The sequence below is a fragment of the Parahoeflea alexandrii genome, from assembly GCF_024105735.1.
GTDB lineage: Bacteria > Pseudomonadota > Alphaproteobacteria > Rhizobiales > Rhizobiaceae > Hoeflea > Hoeflea alexandrii.
The window spans coordinates 613957-637070 of the sequence record NZ_JAAAML010000001.1 but is presented as its reverse complement, the minus strand read 5'-3'; the positions used below and the strand labels follow the sequence as shown (position 1 = coordinate 637070).

Annotated in this window: 24 protein-coding genes; 14 read left to right on the top strand and 10 right to left on the bottom strand. The window is 61.6% G+C overall.

Translation table 11 applies throughout. From position 1 onward, the window contains the following. Positions 1-66: 66 nt before the first annotated feature. Positions 67-957, bottom strand: coding sequence for a branched-chain amino acid aminotransferase (locus tag GTW23_RS02870; RefSeq protein WP_152007753.1), 891 nt, complete (start codon positions 955-957; stop codon positions 67-69). 209 nt (positions 958-1166) lie between these two features. On the opposite strand from GTW23_RS02870, the gene GTW23_RS02865 reads away from it, so the two are divergent. The 3 genes from GTW23_RS02865 to GTW23_RS02855 all read left to right on the top strand — a co-directional run bounded on the left by GTW23_RS02865 (position 1167) and on the right by GTW23_RS02855 (position 4517). Continuing rightward, positions 1167-1700 carry a MarR family winged helix-turn-helix transcriptional regulator gene (locus GTW23_RS02865; RefSeq protein ID WP_252914547.1) on the top strand — a complete coding sequence of 178 codons (534 nt, stop codon included), beginning with the start codon at positions 1167-1169 and terminating at the stop codon, positions 1698-1700. Further along, the gene (locus GTW23_RS02860) at positions 1697-2404 is read left to right on the top strand and encodes a response regulator (RefSeq protein WP_152007752.1); all 708 of its coding nucleotides are present in this window, start codon (positions 1697-1699) and stop codon (positions 2402-2404) included. The genes GTW23_RS02865 and GTW23_RS02860 overlap by 4 nt, the downstream gene beginning before the upstream one ends. A gap of 256 nt (positions 2405-2660) precedes the next feature. Then, complete coding sequence (locus tag GTW23_RS02855; protein ID WP_252914546.1) at positions 2661-4517, top strand: methyl-accepting chemotaxis protein; 1857 nt, start codon at positions 2661-2663, stop codon at positions 4515-4517. Positions 4518-4647: 130 nt separating this feature from the next. Here the strand turns inward: GTW23_RS02855 and GTW23_RS02850 are convergent, their stop codons facing one another. Then, positions 4648-5529 (bottom strand): bile acid:sodium symporter family protein, encoded by an 882-nt coding sequence (locus tag GTW23_RS02850; protein WP_152007750.1) that lies wholly within the window; start codon positions 5527-5529, stop codon positions 4648-4650. 74 nt (positions 5530-5603) lie between these two features. Continuing rightward, positions 5604-7325 (bottom strand): AMP-binding protein, encoded by a 1722-nt coding sequence (locus tag GTW23_RS02845; protein ID WP_252914545.1) that lies wholly within the window; start codon positions 7323-7325, stop codon positions 5604-5606. Positions 7326-7621: 296 nt separating this feature from the next. Here GTW23_RS02845 and GTW23_RS02840 point away from each other — a divergent pair, with 296 nt between their 5' ends. Then, complete coding sequence (locus GTW23_RS02840) at positions 7622-9004, top strand: ATP-binding protein (protein WP_152007748.1); 1383 nt, start codon at positions 7622-7624, stop codon at positions 9002-9004. Between the two features lie 56 nt (positions 9005-9060). Here GTW23_RS02840 and GTW23_RS02835 read toward each other — a convergent pair whose 3' ends face one another. The 4 genes from GTW23_RS02835 to GTW23_RS02820 form a co-directional block, all read right to left on the bottom strand. Further along, positions 9061-9402 (bottom strand): tRNA-binding protein, encoded by a 342-nt coding sequence (locus tag GTW23_RS02835; protein WP_252914544.1) that lies wholly within the window; start codon positions 9400-9402, stop codon positions 9061-9063. A gap of 32 nt (positions 9403-9434) precedes the next feature. Beyond that, complete coding sequence (proC, locus tag GTW23_RS02830; RefSeq protein ID WP_252914543.1) at positions 9435-10247, bottom strand: pyrroline-5-carboxylate reductase; 813 nt, start codon at positions 10245-10247, stop codon at positions 9435-9437. 1 nt (position 10248) lies between these two features. Further along, on the bottom strand, positions 10249-10749 hold the full coding sequence (locus tag GTW23_RS02825) for a type III secretion system chaperone family protein (RefSeq protein ID WP_152007745.1): 501 nt from the start codon (positions 10747-10749) through the stop codon (positions 10249-10251). A gap of 335 nt (positions 10750-11084) precedes the next feature. Beyond that, positions 11085-11393: an accessory factor UbiK family protein gene (locus GTW23_RS02820; RefSeq protein ID WP_252914542.1), complete on the bottom strand. Its 309-nt coding sequence runs from the start codon at positions 11391-11393 to the stop codon at positions 11085-11087. A 237-nt stretch (positions 11394-11630) separates the two neighbouring features. Here GTW23_RS02820 and lgt point away from each other — a divergent pair, with 237 nt between their 5' ends. The 6 genes from lgt (at position 11631) to GTW23_RS02790 (ending at position 17531) form a co-directional block, all read left to right on the top strand. Continuing rightward, positions 11631-12464, top strand: a complete 834-nt coding sequence (gene lgt / locus GTW23_RS02815; RefSeq protein ID WP_252914541.1) for a prolipoprotein diacylglyceryl transferase — start codon at positions 11631-11633, stop codon at positions 12462-12464. A 23-nt stretch (positions 12465-12487) separates the two neighbouring features. Further along, entirely contained in the window at positions 12488-13588 is a 1101-nt protein-coding gene (locus GTW23_RS02810; RefSeq protein WP_252914540.1) for a class I SAM-dependent methyltransferase, read from the top strand. 104 nt (positions 13589-13692) lie between these two features. Further along, complete coding sequence (gene pgeF, locus GTW23_RS02805) at positions 13693-14511, top strand: peptidoglycan editing factor PgeF (protein WP_152007741.1); 819 nt, start codon at positions 13693-13695, stop codon at positions 14509-14511. Further along, positions 14495-15649: a M24 family metallopeptidase gene (locus GTW23_RS02800; RefSeq protein WP_152007740.1), complete on the top strand. Its 1155-nt coding sequence runs from the start codon at positions 14495-14497 to the stop codon at positions 15647-15649. Before pgeF ends, GTW23_RS02800 begins: the two co-directional genes overlap by 17 nt. Positions 15650-15798: 149 nt before the next feature. Further along, positions 15799-16401, top strand: a complete 603-nt coding sequence (locus tag GTW23_RS02795; protein ID WP_252914539.1) for a hypothetical protein — start codon at positions 15799-15801, stop codon at positions 16399-16401. A gap of 197 nt (positions 16402-16598) precedes the next feature. After that, a complete protein-coding gene (locus tag GTW23_RS02790; RefSeq protein WP_152007738.1) occupies positions 16599-17531 on the top strand; it encodes a ribose-phosphate pyrophosphokinase in 933 nt (310 codons plus the stop codon). Positions 17532-17537: 6 nt separating this feature from the next. Here the strand turns inward: GTW23_RS02790 and chrA are convergent, their stop codons facing one another. The 3 genes from chrA to GTW23_RS02775 form a co-directional block, all read right to left on the bottom strand. After that, positions 17538-18860, bottom strand: a complete 1323-nt coding sequence (chrA, locus tag GTW23_RS02785; RefSeq protein ID WP_252914538.1) for a chromate efflux transporter — start codon at positions 18858-18860, stop codon at positions 17538-17540. Further along, positions 18853-19194 (bottom strand): rhodanese-like domain-containing protein, encoded by a 342-nt coding sequence (locus tag GTW23_RS02780; RefSeq protein ID WP_193217186.1) that lies wholly within the window; start codon positions 19192-19194, stop codon positions 18853-18855. The genes chrA and GTW23_RS02780 overlap by 8 nt, the downstream gene beginning before the upstream one ends. 205 nt (positions 19195-19399) lie before the next feature. Continuing rightward, a complete protein-coding gene (locus tag GTW23_RS02775; protein ID WP_252914537.1) occupies positions 19400-20005 on the bottom strand; it encodes a TetR/AcrR family transcriptional regulator in 606 nt (201 codons plus the stop codon). A 119-nt stretch (positions 20006-20124) separates the two neighbouring features. On the opposite strand from GTW23_RS02775, the gene GTW23_RS02770 reads away from it, so the two are divergent. From GTW23_RS02770 to pth, 4 genes are all read left to right on the top strand, one after another. Beyond that, positions 20125-20550: an ABA4-like family protein gene (locus GTW23_RS02770; protein WP_345780635.1), complete on the top strand. Its 426-nt coding sequence runs from the start codon at positions 20125-20127 to the stop codon at positions 20548-20550. After that, positions 20547-21380: a hypothetical protein gene (locus GTW23_RS02765; RefSeq protein WP_252914536.1), complete on the top strand. Its 834-nt coding sequence runs from the start codon at positions 20547-20549 to the stop codon at positions 21378-21380. Before GTW23_RS02770 ends, GTW23_RS02765 begins: the two co-directional genes overlap by 4 nt. A gap of 194 nt (positions 21381-21574) precedes the next feature. Next, positions 21575-22216, top strand: a complete 642-nt coding sequence (locus GTW23_RS02760) for a 50S ribosomal protein L25/general stress protein Ctc (RefSeq protein WP_152007732.1) — start codon at positions 21575-21577, stop codon at positions 22214-22216. A gap of 33 nt (positions 22217-22249) precedes the next feature. Further along, positions 22250-22996, top strand: a complete 747-nt coding sequence (gene pth / locus GTW23_RS02755; protein ID WP_152007731.1) for an aminoacyl-tRNA hydrolase — start codon at positions 22250-22252, stop codon at positions 22994-22996. The last annotated feature ends 118 nt before the right edge of the window (positions 22997-23114 follow it).

Genomic DNA, 23114 nt, shown 5'->3' with positions numbered 1-23114 from the left:
GACAGCAAAAAAGGCGGCGCTTCCATTGGGGAGCGCCGCCTTTTCGTTCTGAATGGGTCGCAGGGATTACTCGGCGGCAATCTTTTTCGGCTGCACCTCGGACATGTAGTCATTGACCAGATTCTGCGTGATCTCGCCGACAGTGAAGCTGTAGGGACCGATCTCCGAGACCGGAGTGACTTCGGCGGCTGTCCCGGTGAGGAAGCACTGCTCGAAACCCTCGAGTTCTTCGGGCTGGATCGCCCGTTCAATCACTTCGTAGCCGCGCTTCTTGGCAAGGCCGATCACGGTGCGCCGGGTAATGCCGTCCAGGAAACAGTCGGGCGTCGGCGTGTGGATCTTGCCGTCCTTTACGAAGAAAACATTGGCGCCGGTGGCTTCAGCCACCTGGTCGCGCCAGTCCAGCATCAGCGCATCGGCATAGCCGCGTTCTTCGGCGCGATGCTTGGACAGCGTGCAGATCATGTAAAGCCCGGCGGCCTTGGATCGCGACGGCGCGGTCCGCGGGTCCGGACGCCGGTACTCGGCCATGTCGAGCCGGATGCCCTTCATCCGCTCTTCCGGCTTGAAATAGCTGGGCCACTGCCAGATGGCGATGGCCAGGTTGATCCGGTTGGCCTGGGCCGACACGCCCATCATCTCCGATCCGCGCCAAGCGATCGGACGCACATAGGCATCCTCAAAACCCTGCCGCGCCAGCAGTTCGACGCAGGCCTGATCGATCTCGGCGACGCTGTAGGGGATCTTGAAGCCGAGAATATCAGCGGACGTATGCAGCCGCTCGGTGTGTTCGGTCAGCTTGAAGATCTCGCCGCCATAGGCCCGTTCACCTTCGAAAACGGCGCTGGCATAATGCAGCCCGTGGGTCAGGACATGAATTTTTGCATCTTTCCACGGCACGAACTCGCCGTTAAACCAGATTTCGCCTTCGAGCTGGTCAAAAGGTACGGACGCCATCGCGTTTCCTCCAGGCGGTATGCCGCCGTGATAATGGTTGTCTTTAAGCCGGTGTCGGTGACCGTGGCTCAAGCGCCAAAATCAGGCGTGAGGCAAACGGGCATTGGCAAGCCGGCGGGCAAGGCCAGTTTGCCTCGCGCGCAAATCGAAGCTAGCAATTGCGCCAAATTATGTCAACATAGCTGACATATTTGAAAGGAAAAGTCGCCATGAACCGTGCCGGCGCAATCAAGCCCGAATCCGACCAGATCCTTGACCGTCCCATGGGGGACAATGACGGTATCGACTTCGAGATCATCGAACTGTTGTTCTTCGCCTACCGTGATTTCATTTCCGATCCCGACGCCATCCTCGACACGTCCGGGTTCGGACGCGCCCATCACCGTGTCGTCCATTTCGTCAACCGCGAACCCGGACTGACGGTAGCCGCCCTGCTCGACACGCTGAAGATTACCAAGCAGTCGCTGGCGAGGGTTCTCAAACAACTCATCGATTCAGGCTATATTGCCCAGGTTGCCGGCCCGGAAGACCGCAGGCAACGTCGTCTCTTCCCCACCGACCGGGGGCGCGAACTGGCGCTGGCACTGGCAAGGCCACAGTCTCGCCGTATCGCCAATGCACTGGAAGGTATGGATGAGAATGGACGGACAGCGGTCACGACCTTCCTTTCCGGCATGATCAATCCCGGTGCGCACAGGCCGGAAGAGGATCACAGCGAGATCAATGAGGGACGAGACCAATGACAAACCCCTTGCCGGAAGATGATGCAGCCCACCTGCTGGTCGTCGACGACGACACCCGGATCCGTGACCTGCTGTCACGCTATCTCACCGAACAGGGGTTTCGTGTCACCACTGCCGCCGAAGCCGACGAGGCCCGCCGCAAGCTTGAAGGTCTCGATTTCGACCTGCTGATCATCGACGTGATGATGCCCGGTGAAAGCGGCCTGTCACTGACCCGGTCGCTGCGCGAGATCAAGACGGTGCCGATCCTAATGCTGACCGCGCTGGCCGAAGGCGAGGCCCGGATCGACGGCCTCGAAGCCGGCGCCGACGACTACCTTGCCAAGCCGTTCAATCCGCGCGAACTGGTGCTCAGGATCAACAACATCCTCAAGCGCGGCGGCCAGCCCTCGCCGCCAAAGGTCGAACAGGTGGTCTTCGGTCCGTTCACCTTCGTCATCGCCCGCCGCGAACTGAAGAAATCCGGCGAGCCCGTCCGCCTCACCGACCGCGAACGCGAGATCATGGTCGCCTTTGCCGAAAACGCCGGCGAGACCGTTCCCCGCCATGAACTCGTCGGCGGCGACATAGAGGTCGGCGAACGTACCATCGACGTTCAGATCAACCGCCTGCGCCGCAAGATCGAGGACGATCCGGCCAATCCGGTCTGGCTCCAGACCGTGCGTGGCATCGGCTACCGGCTGAGTGTGGAGACAAAGGTCTAGAGCGCCGGCTCCATCGGAAGACCAAGTATGTACCCGAGCCCCTACCTTGGAAAAGCTGAGGCTGCCTTGATTCCACTTACTCCTCCAACAGCAAGATTGCTGCAGCAATTCAAGCGTGAATGCTACAGAGATATACTACCCAAGAAACCTGTATCAATCCGGAGCATCTCGGGTTGAACCCCTTAAAAATGTCGGGGTTAAGTTTAATTTTCTTAACCATTCAATACTAATCTCTGTCAAAATTACGGGGGTTAGCATGTCAATTTTTTCACGCTTCGGGGTAGTCAAAACCGTAACGGTGATGACCGTATCTCTTCTTCTGGTTGCACTTGGTGTGGTCGAACTGGCGGTCTCCGCCAATATCAGTAAACGTATCCAGGCTCAGGCGATCGAAAGCCAGAACACAAGCTTGCGGACGGCGGCGACCATCGTGGCTCGCGACCTTCCGGGCACCACCATCGCATGGGCAGCCGACGGCAACGTCCAGCGAATCGAGATGGAATCGATCCCGACCGGCTTCGAAAGCCACGAGATGATCGACACCATCGGCCGCATGACCGGCCAGACGGCGACGATTTTCGCCTGGGATGCAGAAACCAGGGATTTCTGGCGCAAGACCACCAACATCATCAAGCCCGATGGCAACCGGGCGGTCGGAACCCCGCTGGGTCAGAAGGGCGCGGTCTACCCGGTCCTGACCAAGGGCGAGACCTTCCGCGGCGAGGCAGTGATCCTGGGAACGCCGTACTACACCATCTATGAGCCGATCTACTCGCCGGCAGGCGAAACGATCGGCATCCTTTACGCCGGTGTACGCTCGGCGGAAATCGATGCCATGGCCAGCGAAATGGCCTGGACCATCAGCATCGTTGCAATCCTGGTTCTCTTGGCTGCAGTCGCCATCGCAGCGTTTGTCACAAAGCAGGTTCTTGGTGGCATCCCGCGGCTTACCAACGTCGCCAACGCGCTCGCCGAAGGCAATCTCGATATCGACGTGCCTGGCCAGGACCAGCGCAACGAGATCGGCTCTCTCGCCCGCTCGTTGACGATCCTGCGCGACGGGGCGGTCGAAAAGATCGCGCTTGAGTCGGACTCGGTCCGCAGCCGTGAAGAGACCGAAGCCGAGCGCCAGCGCCGCGAGGCCGAGAAATCCGCTCGTGACCAGGAAACCGAAGCAGCTGTTCGCGAACTGGGCGCAGCCCTGAGCGAACTCAGCAATGGCAACCTGAAGGTCAGGCTGGATCATGCCTTCACCGGAGAGTTCGAAAAGCTGCGGACCGATTTCAACCATGCCGCCGATCGTCTCAGCCAAACCATGGCCGAGCTCAGCGGAGAAACCCACGAGATCAATGCCGGCGCATCCGAAATGCAGGCGGCAACGGACGACCTGTCGCGGCGCACCGAACAGCAGGCAGCCTCGCTCGAGGAAACTTCTGCCGCGCTCGACGAGATCACCGCAACGGTGCGCAGTGCAGCGACCCGCGCCGAGGAAGCCAGGGACATGGCCGAGAAGGCACAGAGCAGCACGGTCAATTCCCGCAGCGTCGTCTCCAACGCCGTCAACGCCATGTCGCGCATTGAATCGGCATCGGACGAAATCTCCAAGATCATCTCCGTGATCGACGAGATTGCCTTTCAGACCAACCTGCTGGCGCTTAACGCCGGCGTCGAGGCCGCCCGGGCAGGTGAAGCCGGAAAGGGCTTCGCCGTCGTCGCCCAGGAAGTTCGCGAACTCGCACAGCGCTCGGCAAGCGCGGCCAAGGACATCAAGGGCCTGATCACCAAGTCCGGCGAGGAAGTGGCAAGCGGTGTGCAGCTCGTCAACGAAACCGGCGATGCGCTCGGCACCATCTCCGAGCAGGTTGCCGCGATCAACGATCATATCGCTTCGATCGCAACAGCCGCCCGCGAGCAGACCACCGGCCTTGGCGAGATCAACAGCGCCGTCAACCAGATGGACCAGGTCACGCAGCAGAACGCCGCCATGGTCGAGGAAGCCACCGCGGTCATGCACAAGCTGGCAGCAAGCGCCCAGAAGCTGAGCGGCATGGTCGATCAGTTCGAGGTTTCCTCAAACCGGGCCCATGCGCCACGGGCACAACGCGCCGCCTGATTGACCCCAGTCCTGGCAGGCCCAACAAGAATGAGCGGCCCGTGCTTTATAAGCACGGGCCGTTTTCTTCATGTCCGATGGCCCACAGGTTGCCTTACCGGGCGCACCGGGGCTGCCCGGCCTTGGAATGCTACAGCAGGCCGTCAGGCAATTTCTGCTCTCCGGCGTTATTGATCCGGCGGAACCAGAAGGTCAGCATCGTCGATGTCATAACGATAAACAGCGAATAGAGTGCCGGTACCGCCATCACCGACTGGGCCTCGGTGCCGGAGAAGGTGAAGGCGATGATGGCAATCGCCAGCGGTCCGTTCTGAATGCCGGTTTCCAGTGCGATTGTGCGGGCATTGCGCGGATGCAGTTTGAGCAGCGTTGCAAAGCCGTAGCCGATGGCGAACCCGAACACGCCAAGCCCAATGGCGCCAAAATAGGTGGCCCAGGTCGTCGTTGTCAGAAAGTCCCAGTTCCTCGGAATCCAGGACACGATCAGAAACAGGATGAAAATGACGGCCAGCAGCGAGCCGAGGAACTCGGTCACCGCTCCGGCATTGGCATTGAGCTTGCGCAAGCCCATTCCGATGGCAACCGGCACCAGGAGCAGCACCAGCGTCACGATGATGTTCTCGCGCGGGATCTGCAGATCGAGCGCCCCCGCATAGAGCACCAGCACCAGCGGGATCAACACCACGCCGAAGACGGTCGAGTTGACCGTCATGAGCACCGACAGCGCCAGATTTCCCTTGGAGAAATAGGTAAAGATATTGGACGTGGTGCCGCCGGGCATGCAGCCCATGATCAGGATCCCGATCTTGATCGGGTCCGGTACCGGCAGGCTGATTGCCAGCAGGAAGGCAATGAACGGCATGAAACCATACTGCGAGGCCACACCGATAAACAGACCGTAGGGCCGCTTCAGCGCCAGCGCGAAATCGCGCGGGGTAAGGGACGCGCCCATGCCAAGCATGATCACGAAGATCATCAAAGCCAGAATTGCTTGTTCCAAAGGTCCGACCATGGTTCCTCCCTGAAAGCCGGTCGTTTCTACTCGATTCCCGGACCGCCACAGCGCTCCGGTCGGCCATGCTTGTCCTAGGCGCTTGCGGCTTCGGAAGTCCTGGTCTCTTGCTCCGCACGCAGATCCTTGCGCAGGATCTTGCCGACATTGGACTTGGGCAAGTCATCGCGGAACTCGACCAGCCTGGGCACCTTGTAGCCGGTCAGGTGCAGCTTGCAGTAGGCGCGGACGTCCTCGACGGTCAGCGCCGGGTCACGGCGGACGACATAGGCCTTCACCGCTTCACCCGATGCTCCGTCCGGAACACCGATCACGGCGGATTCGACAATGCCTGGATGCGCTGCAAGGCAATCCTCGATCTCGTTGGGATAGACGTTGAAGCCCGAGACCAGGACCATGTCCTTCTTGCGGTCGACGATCCGGAAATAGCCGTCCGCATCCATGGTGGCGATGTCGCCGGTCAGCAACCAGCCATCCCTGATGGCTTTTTCCGTTTCCTCAGGCCGGTTCCAGTAGCCCAGCATCACCTGCGGCCCGCGCGCAGCCAGTTCGCCCGCCTCGCCTTGCGCCACCGGCTTGCCGCCGGCATCGAGGCAGGCCACATCGGTTGAGGGCACCGGCACGCCGATCGAATTGCTGCGGGTCCGGCCAAGCGGGTTGAAGGTGATCACCGGCGAGGATTCAGTCAGCCCGTACCCCTCGAGAACCGGCTTTCCGGTGATCTCTTCCCAGCGCTCGGCCACCGCCTTTTGCAGCGCCATGCCGCCCGCGGAAGCAAATTTGAGATGCTTGGGAGGCGTGTCGAGAAACCAGACCTCGCTTGAGAGACCATTGAACAGCGTGTTGACCCCGCTCATCCAGGTGATCTTGTAGTTCTCGAATGCGCGCTTGAGATTGGACAGCGGCCGCGGATTGGGGATCAGGATGTTGCGCGCGCCAAGCCAGTAGAACCCGATCAGGTTCACGGTGAAGGCAAAGATGTGGTACATCGGCAGCGCTGTCAGCGCCACTTCCTCGCCCTTCTTCACACCGCTGATCATTTCCATGGTCTGCGCCATGTTCATGATGATGTTGCGGTGCGACAGCATGGCGCCCTTGGACACACCGGTGGTGCCGCCGGTGTATTGCAGACAGGCGATGTCATCGGGATCGACTGACGCCGTATAGGACCCGGCCCCGATCTTGCCTTCATCCCGCCGCGCCGCGCCTGCCGCAATCGCGTCTGGCAGCCGGATATGGGCGACATCCACCGGATGAATGGTCTTGTCCCAGTATTTCTGAACCGCACCGACAATCATTTTCGGCAAGGAAGGCATGAACTCGGCCACCCGGGTCACGATCACCGTCGGGATGTGATGGCCCTTGAGCGCTTCGGGCAGCTTGTCGGCAAACATGTCGACGATCACCAGCGCCGAAGGTTTGGAATCGGCAAACTGTTTGGCCATCTCCTCGGCGGTGTAAAGCGGATTGACGTTGACGAGCACGCAGCCCGCCTTGAACACCCCAAAGGCGACCACCGGAAACGGTAGCCCATTGGGCGCCTGCAGGGCCACCCGGTCGCCCTGTTGAAGGCCGGCGACCTCGCGCAGATAGGCGGCGAGTGCCGTCGACATCTCGTCGACCTGACGGAAACTCAGCGTTCCATTCATGCCATTGGGAAGGCAGACCGTGAAAGCCGCAGCCTCGCCATAGACCGAGGCAGTATGGCTGACCAGATCACCGAGATTGCGAAACGGCAACTCATCGATCTCGGCGCGGACGGAAGGCCCGTAAAAAGAAGTCCAAGGTCGTTCCATATGCGTGATGCTCCTCCCAGAACAATTTCAGATTAGATGGGTGTGTTGGCTTGCTTTGCAAGCTTTTTGCAAAGACTGTCCGAAAGAAGTTTCATAGGGTTTCAGAAGCCGTCCTGTACCACTGTGATCGAGGACGTCAGCAGAAGTCAGTCAGGTCCATCCCGGTGCAACGTGCGATGCCCCGCTGCACCATGACATGGAGGCGCGCTGCCGCTTGTCGCTACCCATTCCGCCTCAGCTTGTTTATAACCACCAACAATCAGCAATGACCGCGCAGGGCGGGAGGTTTGGGAGCCATGGCCAGCATCGACTCCATTCGACGGGAATATGAGCGTTATCCGCCAAGCGGCTTCCGTCGTTTCACGCGCTGGTTCACCAAACGCATTCCGACGCGGCTCTATGCGCGAGCCCTGCTGATCATCATCATCCCCATGGTGCTTCTGCAGTCGGTCATCGCCTTTGTCTTCATGGAGCGGCACTGGCAGACCGTCACCCAGCGGCTGTCCATGGCCGTCACGCGCGACATCGCCGCCATCATCGACGTGCTGTCGACCTATCCGCAGGATTCAGACTACGACGAGATCATCCGTATCGCCCGCGAACGGCTTGAGCTCAACATCGCCATCGAGCCGCCAGGCGACCTGCCCGCCCCGCGCCCGAAGCCGTTCTTCTCGATTCTCGATCAGATCCTCTCCGAGGAGATAACCAGGCAGGTGCGGCTTCCCTTCTGGATCGACACCGTCGGCAATTCCAACATCGTCGAGGTCCGAATCAAGCTCGAGGACAAGATCCTCAGGGTCTTTGCCAAGCGCAGCCAGGCCTATGCCTCCAACACCCACATCTTCCTGTTGTGGATGGTCGGCACCTCGCTGGTTCTGCTGGTCATCGCCATCCTGTTCCTGCGCGGCCAGATCCGGCCGATCCTCAAGCTCACCCAGGCCGCCGAAAGCTTCGGCAAGGGCCAGCGCATGCCCGACGACTTCCGCCCCCGCGGCGCCGACGAGGTCCGCCGCGCCGGCATCGCCTTCATCAAGATGCGCGAACGCATCGAGCGCCAGCTCGAGCAGCGCACCGCCATGCTTTCCGGCGTCAGCCACGATCTGCGCACCATCCTCACCCGGTTCCGATTGCAACTGGCGCTGGTCGGCGATGGACCGGAGCTCGACGGCCTGAACAAGGATATCGACGACATGCAGTCGATGCTCGACAGCTACCTCTCCTTCGCCCGCGGCGAAGCCGAGGAGGATGTCGGCACGGTAAGCCTGAACAACGTTGTCGAGAAGGTTGCGGCAGACGGACGGCTGCGCGGCGCCACCGTGAGCGTGTCGGTGCAGGGCGACGACGAGATCAATGTCCGGCCCAACGCATTTGACCGCCTGCTGACCAACCTGGTCTCCAACGCCTGCCGCCATGCCGACGAGGTTTCCATCGAGGCCGTCAACCGCGGCAGGTGGCTCACCATCAACATCGACGATGACGGTCCGGGCATCCCCGCCGACGCGCGGGAGGACGTGTTCCGGCCGTTCTACCGTCTTGATGCGGCGCGCAACCAGGATGAAACCGGCACGGGTCTCGGACTTGCCATCGTGCGCGACATCGCCCGCAGCCATGGCGGCGACGTCACCCTGTCAGACAGCGCCATGGGCGGCCTGCGCGCAACGGTGCGTCTGCCCGCCTGAAACGGCTGGCACAAATGTCTAAACAGGGACTTTTCAGAAACCCCGAGGCGCCGCGGTCACATCAGCCGGGCGCCGTTCGGAACCATCTTGTCGACCGCCGCCAGAACGATATCGCCATTGGCATCGGCAAATCCCAGTGTCAGCACTTCCGACATGAAAGGCCCGATCTGGCGCGGGGGAAAATTCACCACCGCCATCACCTGCCGTCCAACGAGACCTTCGGGCGTGTAATGCACGGTGATCTGTGCCGATGATTTCTTCTCGCCGATCTCCGGCCCGAAATCGATCCGGAGCTTGAAGGCAGGCTTGCGCGCCTCAGGGAACTGTTCGGCGGCAACAATGGTGCCGGTGCGAATATCGACCTTCTCGAAATCATCCCAGGCAATCGTCGCGCTCATCATCGGCCTCGCATGTCTTGAAAGGGTGGATCTCAGGAAGCCAGTTCGCGGGACCGGTCGGCGGCAGCCTTCAGCGCCTTGTCGAACACCGGCTGGATGCCGTCCTCCGCCATCAGCACCGACAGAGCCGCCGCCGTCGTGCCGTTCGGCGAGGTCACGTTCTGCCTCAGTGTCTCAGCCTCGCTCGGGGACCGGTGCATCAACTCTCCGGCGCCGGTGACGGTTTCCCGTGCGAGCCGCATGGCAAGGTCCGCCGGCAGGCCGCATTTGCGCCCCGCCTCCGCCATGCACTCGACGAGATAGAAGACATAGGCCGGGCCGCTGCCCGACACTGCGGTGATCGCATCGATCATCGCTTCGTCTTCAACCCATTCAACCGGCCCGCAAACCGACAACAAGCGGTCGATCTCGGCTTTCGCTTCTGCACTCACGGCCGCATTTGCGACCGCGCCGGTAATGCCGCGTCCGACCATCGCCGGTGTGTTCGGAATGGTCCGGACCACCGCGCCGCCAAGCCGCTCTTCAAAATAGGAAATCGTCTTGCCGGCAGCGACCGACAGGCTGACCGTGTCCGGACCGACGAGGCCTTTCAGGCCGGGCAGCACAGCATCCATGATCTGCGGCTTGACCGCCAGCATCAGGATGCCCGCGGTCACGCCCTGAGGCGCGGAGGCTTCGCATCTCACACCGGCATTCGCCAGCCGCTCCACCATCGCTTCCGGCGGCTTCGGGTCGATCACGACAATCGCGGCCGGATCAGTCCCTGCATCCAGCCAGCCGCTGAGCATGGCGCCGCCCATATTGCCGGCGCCGACCAGAACCAGGGGAGTGCCGGGAGAAATCATCTCATGCCTCGCCGCGCGTTTCGAACATCACGGCCGTGATCGCCGACTTGGCATCCATTCCCGACCAGACGACAAACTGGAAGGCCTGGAAATAGGCCTCGCAGGAATCAAGCGCGTTGGACAGCAGCACCTCGACCTGGCGGTTGGTCGGCTCGGCACCGCCAGCCAGAAGCAGAGACTGGCGGAAGATGATCACATGCTCCTGCTGCCAGAGGTCGAAATGCCCCATAAGCACCTGGCCGTTGACATGGGAGAGAAGCTTCATCACCTCGGTGACCCGCATGTCCGGAACCTTGATGTCGAATGCGCTGGCGATATGCAGCGCCTCGCAGTCCTCCATCCAGGAAAACGACACGTGATAATCGGTCCAGTGCCCCTCGACCGTCATCGCGATCTCGTGTTCACCGGAGCGTTCGAACGTCCAGTCGTTGGACGCCGCCACGAATTCGATCATGTCTACCGGATTGGAGTGCCGTTCGAATTCGAAATTACTGAGATTCATGCCCCACCTAGCTTCATTTCAAGCGTCCGGCGAACCGCTCCTGCGGCATCCGGACAACCAATTCTCTCACGCATGATTCACCCGCATCCCGGGGCGCACGCATTTGCGACTCCTGCCGGGGCTGTTTGCTGCCCGTTCCGAATCATCATTTAGAATCAGTGTATAAATGCAGAGTCCGAGCGCCAGTCCCCCGGCAGCATTTTGTCAGCCGAAGCCTGTGGACCGACCTGCGAAAGTGATTCCGCCGGGAGTCATAACTGACTCACGCAAAAGGCTTTTTGAGCCTCGCGGTCCGGTGGATAACCTGTGCAAAAAAAATTGGGTACAATCGACCCTCAGGCGTCCTTCGGAGGAGCCTTCTTGGATACAGGCCGTTTGGCGGCTTGCGAAGCCGTCGCAGTCGGCTTCTTTTCAAGGGCATCGAGCCGTGCCGACAGCGCGTCATTCTCTTCACGCGCCTTGACCGCCATGTCACGAACCGCCTCGAACTCTTCGCGCTTGACCAGATCCATCGAATTGAGAAGCCGTTCGAGCTGACTGCGCATGGCGGTTTCCATTTCCCGCCGCACACCCTGGGCCGCACCCGCCGCGTCGGTCATCACCTTGGCAAGTTCGTCGAGAAGTCTGTTCGATCCGCTGTTCATCATCGTCATCCCTGTTTCGGGTTCATTCGGGCGGCTTCGCCTTTGCAGTCAGGATCTGAGGTAAGCATTCCGGCGCCGAGTTGCAAGCCAAACCATGCAGCGCAAGGCTTGCGCAAAGCCCGCATGCCATGCCAGAGGATCAATTCTGTACGGAACACGGGTAGAGTGGCTGCCCTGTAACAATGACGATGCTGTCCGGGAACCACATCCTCCCGCTCAGACAGGAAGGACACCGCGTTGGAGCACACCGCAACACTGTTGTCGCTGATGGCCTTTCCGGACATTGATCCGGTAATCTTTGCCATCGGCCCGGTGCAGGTGCGCTGGTACGGGCTTGCCTATGTGGTCGGCATCCTGCTCGGCTGGCAGTATGCCCGCAGGCTTGTGGCCAACGACAGCCTCTGGCCGCAGTCCGGTCCGCGCATGACACAGCTCGACATTGATGACTTCCTGATCTGGGCGACCGTCGGCATCGTCGCCGGCGGGCGCATCGGATACATTCTGTTCTATGACTTTGCATCCGTTGCAGCCAATCCGATGCGCGCGCTGGAAATCTGGAATGGCGGAATGTCCTTTCATGGCGGCCTTCTGGGTACCCTGGTCGCTATGATCCTGTTTGCCCGCAGCCGCGGCATCCCGGTCTTCAGCCTGTTCGACATCGTCTGCGCCGTTGTCCCGGTGGGCCTGTTCTTCGGCCGCCTGGCGAATTTCATCAATTCCGAGCTCTGGGGCAAACTCACCGATGTGCCCTGGGCTTTCGTCTTCCCGACTGGCGGCCCGTTCCCCCGCCACCCCACGCAACTCTATGAAGCCGCCCTCGAGGGCCTGCTTCTGCTCGCTGTCCTGGCCTGGCTGATCTACCGCCGCAAGGCTCTCAGCCAACCCGGGCTGGTCGCGGGCTGCTTCGTTATCGGCTATGCGCTGTCGCGGATTTTCATCGAGTTCTTTCGGGAGCCGGACGTCCAGATCGGATACCTCGCGGGCGGCTGGCTGACCATGGGCATGGTGCTGTCACTGCCGATGCTGGCGGTCGGCATCTGGGCGGTCGCGACCGCCAGATCACGCGCTTGAGCAAGTCCGGAAAGGTCCCAGGGATGACACCGCTTGCCGAGAAGATCAGGAACCTTATCCAGCAAACCGGACCGCTGAAGATCTCGGACTACTTTTCGCTTTGCCTGGCCGATCCCGACCATGGCTACTATCAGAGCCGCGAGCCCTTCGGCCAGTCCGGCGACTTCATCACCGCTCCGGAAATCTCGCAGCTTTTTGGCGAGATGATCGGCGTGTTCCTGGTCCAGGCATGGCATGTCCAGGGCGCGCCTGAAAACACCCGGATCATCGAAATCGGACCGGGACGCGGAACGCTGATGTCGGACGCGTTGCGGGTAATCTCCCGCCTGGCGCCGGCCCTTTACGAACAAGCCACGATCCACATGGTCGAAACCAGCGAGCGGCTGCGCAATGTGCAGCGCCAGACACTGGTCCGGGTCAAGCAGAGGATCAGCTGGCACGACGCCTTCGAGGAGATCCCGGCGGGCTTTACCCTGATGGTCGCCAACGAATTGTTCGACGCCATACCAATTCGCCAGTTCATCAAGACGCGGCAGGGTTTTTCCGAGCGCATGGTCGGGCTCGATGACACAGGCGCCCTGGCTTTCGGCCTCGGCCCGGCTGGTCTCGACACTTCGCTGTTGCCCATCCCCGAAGCGGCTGTCCGCGAAGGCGAGATTTTCGAGATCTCGCCGGCACGGGCGGCTGTGATGCAGGCCGTGGCCGCGAAACTCGTGCGTGACGGGGGCACCGCCCTGATCATCGATTATGGCCATCTGGTCACTGGTTTCGGCGACACATTGCAAGCCGTCCACCAGCATGAATTTGACCCACCGCTGGCCCGCCCGGGCGAGGCCGACCTGACCAGCCATGTCGACTTCCAGGTCCTGGCCGAGGCCGCGGGGGCCGCCGGCGCCCATGTCCACCGCCCCCTCACCCAGGGCGATTTTCTCCTGGGCCTGGGCATCCTCGAGCGTGCGGGAGCTTTGGGCGCCGGACGTGACAGTTTGACTCAGGCGACCATAGGCGACGCGGTCAACCGGCTCGCCGGCGAAGGGGAAGGCCGCATGGGAGCGCTGTTCAAGGTCCTGGCGGTCAGCGGCCGGAAGGTCCGCATTGCGCCCTTTGATCCCCAACAGGCTTGAACCGGTCAATTGACAGGAGCAGCCCGGATGGCCACCATCTGCGCGCTGAGAGGCACGATCGGCGGATTCGACTCGCCCCACAGGCCCTACGGGAGGAGCAGTTCATGACGGTTGAGGGCAACGCACCAGCCCCGGTGCGAAGCGCACTGCTGGATGGCTTGTCCCCGGACAACCGCATCGCCCATGGTTTCTTCAACCGGGCCGGCGGCGTCTCCAAGGGACTTTACAACGGCCTGAACGTTGGCCTTGGCTCGAAGGACGACCGCGCAGACATCATCGAAAATCGCACCCGGGTCAGCCGCTGGTTCGGACTGGATCTCGACCGGCTGGTCACCGTGCATCAGGTGCATTCGCCGCGGGTGCATATCGCAACGTCCGGGAACCGCGCCGAGCGGCCGGAAGCCGACGCGCTGGTTACCGGCACCCCCGGACTGGTGATCGGCGTGCTGACCGCTGATTGCGGTCCGGTGCTGTTTGCCGATGCGGAAGCGGGCGTCATCGGCGCAGCCCACGCCGGCTGGCGCGGCGCCTTTGACGGTGTGCTCGAAAGCACCATTGAGGCAATGCAGCAACTGGGCGCGAAGCCCGCGCGTATCGTCGCGACCCTTGGCCCGTCGATCAGTCAGGAGAACTACGAGGTCGGGCCGGAATTCGTAGACCGCTTCCTCGCCCGTGATGCTGCTCATGACACCTATTTCAAGGCCTCGTCGAGACCGGGACACGCCCTGTTCGATCTCCGGCAGTACACGGTCGACCGGTTGCTCAAGGCCGGGCTGAGATCCGAAATGCTTCCCGATTGCACCTATGCCGATGAGCAGGCCTGGTATTCCTACCGCCGCTCCACCCACCGCAACGAACCCGATTACGGACGACAGATCTCCGCCATCGCCATCAAGGAGGACGCCCATGGCCCTGCATTTTGAACGCGAGGAATACGCCGCCCGTCTGGACAAGCTTACCGCCAGCATGCGCGAGGAAAAGCTCGACGCCATTCTGCTGTTCGCCCAGGAAAGCATGTACTGGCTGACCGGCTACGACACCTTCGGTTTCTGCTTCTTCCAGTGCCTGGTGGTCAAGGCCGATGGCAACATGACCCTGCTGACGCGTTCGGCCGACTTGCGCCAGGCCCGGCAGACATCCAACATCGAGCGGATCATGGTCTGGACCGACAGGACCAACGCCGATCCCGCGCTGGACCTGAAGAACCTGCTCTCCGACCTCGATCTGCTCGGCGCCCGCATTGGCGTCGAGTACGATACCCACGGACTGACCGGCGCAAACTGCCACAAGCTCGACAATCAGCTTCAGAGCTTTGCCGAGCTGGTTGACGCCTCCCACGTCGTCAGTCGCTTGCGGTTGATCAAGAGCCCGGCGGAAATCGTCTATGCCAGGCGTGCGGCGGAATTGTCCGACGCGGCGCTCGATGCGGCCATGCCCTTGATCAAGCCCGGCGGCAGCGAGGCCGACATTCTGGCGGCGATGCAGGGCGCTGTGTTCTCCGGCGGCGGGGACTATCCTGCCAACGAGTTCATCATCGGCTCCGGCGAGGACGCGCTTTTGTGCCGCTACAAGGCCGGGCGCCGCCAGCTCGAGGCAAACGACCAGCTCACGCTCGAGTGGGCCGGTGTCTTCGCCCATTACCATGCCCCGATGATGCGCACCGTGATCCTGGGCGAGCCGACACCCCGCCACGTCGAACTCTACGAGGCCTGCAGGCTGTCGCTGGACGCCATCACCGCCATCCTCAAGCCTGGCACCACCTTTGGAGATGTGTTCGACGCCCATTCCGAGGTCATGGACGAGCGCGGCCTGACGCGTCATCGCCTCAACGCCTGCGGCTACTCGGTCGGCGCGCGGTTTACCCCGAGCTGGATGGAGCACCAGATGTTCCACACCGGCAACCCGCTGGAGATCGCCCCGGACATGACGCTGTTCGTGCACATGATCATCATGGATTCGGAAACCGGGACCGCGATGACCCTCGGCCAGACCTATCTGACGACCCAGGATGAGCCTGAATCCCTGTCTGCCAAACCACTTGATCTGATCATCGCCGCCTGAACGATCCGGCCGGCATCCGCCTTTTTGAAGTCTTGCAGCCTGCCGCATCGACAAGGTGTAGGGCTTCACCATCCTGCCCACCCGTCTCGTCAAAGATTGACAGGCCTGCCTCCGGGATTTCATAACAGCATGGGAAACGGGCGGGAAGCATGATGCAAGGCATCAGATTTATCGGCATGATCGCCATACTGGCGACGGGACTGGCGGGCTGCAATGTCACAGAGCAGTCTCTCCAGCCGATTCCCGGTGAGCAGCAACAGGTTGCGGATACGCCATCGCCAGGCGGCTTTGATCCGTTTGCCGGCGCACCTGGAACCGCGGCTGCGCCTCCGACACAGGCAACAGTCCCGCAAGGACAGGCCCCCACACAGGCAGCCCTCCCCGCCGGCCAGGTTCGCGGGCAGATCCGTTTCATGCCGGTCATCGGCGCGCCGGTGAATGCGGTCACCCCGCTGTCACGGCAACTGGCCGTCGAGGCCCGCAATCGCGGCCTTGCGATCCTCAGCGCCTCCGATCCGGGCGGTGAGCATGTGCTCAAAGGGTATTTTTCAGCCGACAGCTTCGACGGCCAGACCACCGTCTACTATGTCTGGGACATTCTCGATCCCTCAGGCACCCGTCTGACGCGCATCCAGGGGCAGGAGAGCTTCCCGGGCGGCTCTGGTGATCCGTGGGCCTCCGTGCCCGCCAGTGTGATGGAGCAGATCGCCACCCGCACCCTCTCTGACTACATTGCGTGGCGCGGCCTGTAGCAACCCTGGGGATGTGTCGTGCTGTGGCCTCGCCGCGTCACGGCTCGAGAAGTTTAACAGAAAAATTACACCGCTTGGCGATGTGTGCTTGCAATCATCAAAACCCCCGCTAAAAGGCGGGCAAACGGGTTGGCGCCCCGTCCCCTTGCGTGATCCTGCGCACGGAGCGACGCGGCCGAAAAAACAGGCGGTCCCAAATGAAGGTTTTCGCAGGAAACTCGAACCGGCGTTTGGCAGAGTCCATTTGCAATTATCTCAACGTGCCTCTGGGCAAGGCCAGCGTCAGGCGTTTTGCCGACCAGGAGATCTTTGTCGAGATTCAGGAAAACGTCCGCGGCGAGGATGTCTTCATCCTTCAGTCGACGTCCTACCCGACCAATGACCACCTGATGGAACTGCTGATCATGATCGACGCCTTCCGCCGCTCGTCGGCCCGGCGCATCACCGCAGTTCTTCCCTATTTCGGCTATGCCCGGCAGGATCGCCGCGCATCCGGCCGCACACCGATTTCGGCCAAGCTGGTGGCCAACCTGATCACCGAGGCTGGCGCCGACCGCGTTCTCACGCTGGACCTTCACGCCGGCCAGATCCAGGGCTTTTTCGACATTCCCACCGACAACCTGTTCGCCATCCCCGTGATCGCCCGCGACATCAAGGCCAAGTATGAGCTGGAAAATGTCATGGTCGTCTCCCCCGATGTCGGCGGCGTGGTGCGCGCCCGTGCGCTCGGCAAGCGGCTTGGCTCGCTGCTCGCGATCGTCGACAAGCGCCGCGACCGGCCGGGTGAATCCGAAGTCATGAACATCATCGGCGAGGTTGATGGCAAGGATTGCATCCTGATCGACGACATCGTCGATTCCGGCGGCACCCTGTGCAACGCCGCTGAAGCGCTTCTCAACAATGGCGCCAAATCGGTAACCGCCTACATCACCCATGGTGTGCTTTCCGGCGGCGCAGTCGCCAGGGTTTCATCCTCGAAGCTCAAGGAACTTGTCATCACCGACTCGATTCAGCCGACCCAGGAAATCCACTCGGCGCCGAATATCCGGGTGATTTCAACGGACGCGCTGATCGGAGAGGCGATCAACCGCACCGCTGCCGAGCAATCGGTTTCGAGCCTCTTCGACTGAGATCTTTCAGGCCAGCAAGCTTACGCCAATCCCGGCAAGTGTCGCTCCACCGAGCACCACAAACAGGTTGAGATGATACCGCAGCAGCGCCACGCCCGCGGTGAGCGCGATGACGACCGCGGCGGCGTTGAGGCTCGCCAGATCGAGCGTCGGCAGGGTGAATGGCCCGCGCACCACCTCCCCGACGCTTTCGAACAGGACGTGAAGCGCAAACCAGACTGCCAGGTTCAGGATCACCCCCACCACGGCGGCGGTGATCGCCGAAAGCCCCGCGCTCAGCCATTTCACTGAGCGCAGCCGCTCGATATGCGGCGCGCCGGCGAAGATCCACAGGAAACACGGCGCGAAGGTGAAGAACAGCGCCAGCGATCCGCCGATGAGACCGCCTGAGAGCGGATCCAGCCCGGCCTCGCGCGCGCCGCCGAGAAAGCCGACAAACACCAGCACCAGGATCAGCGGCCCCGGTGTCGTCTCCGCCAGTCCCAGTCCTGCAAGCATATCGCCGGGCCTGAGCCAGCCATGCACCTCGACCGCCTGCTGCCCGACATAGGCCAGCACCGCATAGGCGCCGCCGAAAGTGACGATCGCAGCCTTGGAAAAGAACGCGGCCATGGCGGAGAAGGCTTCCGGCATACCCGGCAGGACCACCAGAGCCGCCAGCGGCGCCAGCCAGATGGCACCCCAGACCAGCACCGTCTGCAGCGTCGGCCCGGCCAGTCCCGGCAATGCCACAGCCGTCGTGTTATCCGAAGAAGCGGCATCGCCCGGCTCTTCGGCCCGCATGGCAATGGAAGTCACAATGCCGATTGCTCCCGCCCCCAGCACGATCAACGGAAACGGCAGTTTGAGAAAGGCGATGGCGATGAATGCCAAAATGGCCAGTGCCCAGGCCAACCGCGACTTCAGCGCCCGCTTCGACACCTTGATCAGCGCCTCGATCACGATTGCCAGCACGGCCGCCTTCAACCCGAACAGGATGCCCGCCACCACCGGCAGATCACCGTGAAAGAAATAGAGAGCAGACAGTCCCATGATGACGGCGAAACCGGGCAGGATGAACAAGAGACCTGCCAGCAACCCGCCGGCAACGCCGCGCAGCAACCAGCCCGAATAGGTGGCCAGCTGCATGGCTTCGGGCCCGGGCAGCAGCATGCAGAAATTCAACGCATGCAGGAAGCGCGGTTCATCCAGCCATGGCCGTTCCTCGACAAGCTCCCGGTGCATCAGCGCGATCTGTCCGGCCGGCCCGCCAAATGACAGAAGACCGATATGGCCGAAGACGCGGAACAGCTCCGGCCATGAGGGAGGCGCGCCATGATGTTCAGACATCGGCACTCTCCACCGGCGCGACCGGCAAATCAGCCGCTCTCCAGGCCTCAAACCCGCCTTCGACAATCATGGCTTCAATGCCCATATCCGCCAGAAATCCCCGCACCGCCTGGCTGACCTCATGCCCGTGCACACAATAGACCACGACCCGCCCGCCCCTGAATTCGTCAGCCCAGTTCACTGCATCGAAGGGATGCCGCCAGACCGAACCGGGGATCGCCGATCCCGACGCTAGCCGCGCCGCTGGTTTGCGGACATCGATGATTTCCCATGCTTCCGGCGAATTGACCAGAGCGACAGGCGATAGGGAAATATGATTGTGGTTTTGTGACATTGGCAAGCTCCGCAAGATTTTGCGTTGTTCGCGGAGCTTGGAGCCATTCCAGCTTGTGGCAGGCTCTCGACGGGAGGTCCGGATTTCCCCGTGCCCGGCATTTAAGCTATGTGGAACTGCAGGGTCAACACGCAGGATCATCCCGCCTCGAACTTACCTTCCTTCTAACACAGTGGCTTGAGCATCCGCTGGTCTGAAACAGTGTTCACACCATCGCCCGCTCAAGTATCTCCTTGAGCAAGGCGTCCCGATCTTCCGGCGGCTTGCAGTCCAAGGGACCCAGTCTTCCGGCAATATAGAGATCGGCAAAACCGTGCACCATGCTCCAGATCGCCATCACATCGTTCATCGCCGCCGGCGCTTCAAAAGGTGAAGTCCCCCGCAACCGGGCGACGCCATCAACCAGATGCATGAACGAGGCCTCGGCGGCCGCGGCCAGTTCCAGTGTCTTGGGTTCGGGCTTGTCGGTCGAAAACATCAGCCGGAACAGTGCCGGTGAACTGATCGCAAAATCCAGATAGCCGAGGCCGGAGGCAAGCAATTGCTGACGTGCGTCCTTGTCCGGTTCAGCCGCCTGTCGCGCCTCCATGGCCGCGAGAAAACGTCGGAAGCCTTCGGTGGCGAGCGCATCGAGCAGCCCCTTTGCATCGCCGAAATGATGCGCCGGCGCCGAATGGCTGACGCCGACGCGTTTTGCCACGGCTCTAAGCGAAAAGCCCGTGACTCCGGTCTCGGCCAGCACGGCTTCGCCCGCCTTGATCAGCGCCGCGCGCAGGTCGCCGTGATGATAGTTGTCTTTTGATTTGGGCATGACCTGACACTAGTCCCTCATCTAGACAGTGTCAAATTTATCTTGACAGCGACAAGATTGATCCGCATGCTCCATCTTGTCACTGTCAAGATGGAGGTTTCCGTGCAACCTGACGCGTTATTCGAACTTTCGGGCCCATTGGCCATTGCCGGCTGGCTGGCTCTCGCCCTTTCGCCGCTCGCACCGCGATTGACCAGGCTGCAGCCAGCCTTGTCATTCCCGTCATCCTGTCGCTTGCCTATGCCGCCCTGATCCTCGCCAACTGGTCGGGCGCCGAAGGCGGTTTCGGCAGCCTCTCTGACGTGATGCTGCTGTTCACCGATCCGGCAATCGCACTTGCTGGCTGGTTGCACTACCTCGCCTTCGACCTGTTCGTCGGAGCCTGGGAAGTCCGCACCGCCCGGCGCGAGGCAATCCCGCATCTTCTGGTGCTGCCCTGCCTGGCTCTAACCTTCCTGTTCGGTCCGATCGGACTGCTGCTTTTTCTTGCCCTGCGGCTGGCGCGCGGCCGGTTTGCACTGCCGGTTTCGGGAGGTGTGGCATGACCGACCTGACGCTGCCTAACCCCAACCTGACGGAAACCCGCCGACACCTCTTTGACGCCGAGCCGCTGTTCGCGGCAACCGGGACACTGATCGGCCTGTCCCTCGCGGTGACGCTCTCGGCAATGGCGATCGACACCCGGGAGTTCCTCGGCGAGAATGTCTGGCTCAAGCCGGTAAAGTTCCAGATCGCGCTGACGCTCTACCTTCTGACACTCGCCTTCTTTGCCCGCTGGCTGCCCTCCGGCATGACCGCGCGACCGGGCTATCGCGTCTACGCTGGCCTGGTCGTCTTCGCCGTGATTGCCGAACTCATCTGGATCGGCGGCGCCGCCATGTTTGGCACAGCCTCGCATTTCAACGTCTCCAACCCGTTCCTCCAGTCGATCTATGGCCTGATGGGCGCTTTCGCCGTGCTGCTCACCTCCGCTACCCTGTTCCAGGGCATCGCCATCTGGCGCAATGCCCGGACTGGGCTCGTGCCGGCCCTGCATCTGTCCATCGCGCTCGGGCTCGTGCTCACCTTTGTCCTGACGGTGATCGTTGCTGGCGCACTGGCCTCCCAGTCCGGCCATCTGATCGGCACACCGGTGACCGGCGTAAAGGTACCGGTGCTCGGCTGGTCGCGCGAAGTGGGAGACCTGCGGGTGGCGCATTTCTTCGCCACCCATGCCCTGCATGTCTTGCCGGTCGCAGCAATGATTGCAGGCGTGCTGCTGCCGCAGCGATGGGGCGTGCCCGCCGTATGGGTTGCGGCGTTCCTGTTCACGGCTCTCGTCACCGTCAGTTTTGCCGGAGCTCTGGCCGGGCATCCGTTCATCCCCGAGCTCTGAACTCCGGCAACCGCGCAAAGCTTGCATTTGCGCGGTTGCTCGTCTATAGCGCCCACGTCCGTGCAGACACCCTTGGAGGCAACGCGGATGAAGCGCCGTCACTCTCATGATTGGGACGGCGTTTGATGTTTTTGGGACCGGCCCGTGCCGGTTGCTGGAAAACAGCCTTTATTAGAACCTCGAAAGGATATGCCATGAGCAATGCTGCATATGAGCTCAAGGCCGAGGCGCGCGCACAGGTTGGTAAGGGGTCCGCCCGTGAACTTCGCCGCAACGGTTTGATTCCCGCTGTCATCTACGGTGACAAGCAAGACCCTGTGTCCATCGCGCTCTCGCGCAAGGATGTGACCAAGAAGATCCACGACGGCGGTTTCCTGACCACCCTCGTCACCATCGAAGTCGACGGCAAGAAGTACAACGTCCTGCCGAAGGACTATCAGCTTGATCCGGTCCGCGACTTCCTGATGCACGTCGACTTCCTGCGCATCTCGAAGAACACCCAGGTCACCGTGGAAATTCCGGTGCACTTCGAAAACGAAGAGAAGTCGCCCGGCCTCAAGCGCGGCGGCGTTCTCAACGTCGTGCGTCACACGGTCGAGTGCAACTGCCCGGCCAACGCCATTCCGGATTCGATCACCGTCGATCTGACCGGTCTGGAACTCGGCGCCGGCATCCACATCTCGCATGTCACGTTGCCTGAGGGCGTCGAGCCGACCATCACCGATCGCGACTTCACCATTGCCACCATCGCATCTCCTGCTGGTCTGAAGAGCGACGACAACGCCGCTGGCGACGACGAAGCTGCAGAAGAAGCCGAAGGCGACAGCGAAGAATAAGCTGTCCCGGCACGTTTTTGAGGGCCAGGCTCCATGTTACTCATCGCAGGACTTGGAAATCCCGGCCCTCAATACGCCAGGAACAGGCACAATGTCGGTTTCATGGCGGTGGACGCAATTGCCCGCCGCCATTCGTTTTCCGGGTTTTCGAAAAAATTCCGGGCTGAAATTGCCGAAGGCACGCTGGCCGGCGAAAAGGCCCTGATCATCAAGCCCATGACCTTCATGAACCTGTCGGGCGACAGCGTTGGCGAAGCCATGCGGTTCTACAAGCTCTCGCCTGCCGACATCATCGTCATTCACGACGAGCTCGATCTTGCGCCCGGCAAGCTCAAGCTGAAGACCGGCGGCGGCAATGGCGGCCACAACGGTCTGAAATCCATCGACGCCCATTGCGGCAAGGATTACAAGCGTCTGAGGATCGGCATCGGCCATCCCGGTCACAAGGACCGCGTCAATCCGCATGTGCTTGGCGACTTCGCCAAGTCGGACCAGGAGTGGCTCGAGCCGCTGCTCGATGCCATCGCCGATCATGCCGACCTGATCGCCAAGGGCGACGACGCCGGGTTCCTGAACAAGATCGCGCTGGCCACTGGCGGTGCCGAGGCAAAACCCGCCAAGCCGGAAAAAAAAATTGAAACTGCAGCCGCTGGCGGAAAACCCGCACCGGCCGGTAAATCTCACATCCGCCAGGCGCGCAACTCGGCGCAACCCAAGCAGTTGCCGACATCCGGCCCGATGGCCGACATGCTGAAAAAGCTGTTTGGCAACAAGGACTGAGCTCCCGGCTCTGCGAGCTCCCGCCGATCCCGCCTGCATTCGCGTGATCAGCATCCCGCCAATGTTCACACCAACGTCATTCGCTCTTGATCGTCAGTCCGGGCAAACTGCGCATATC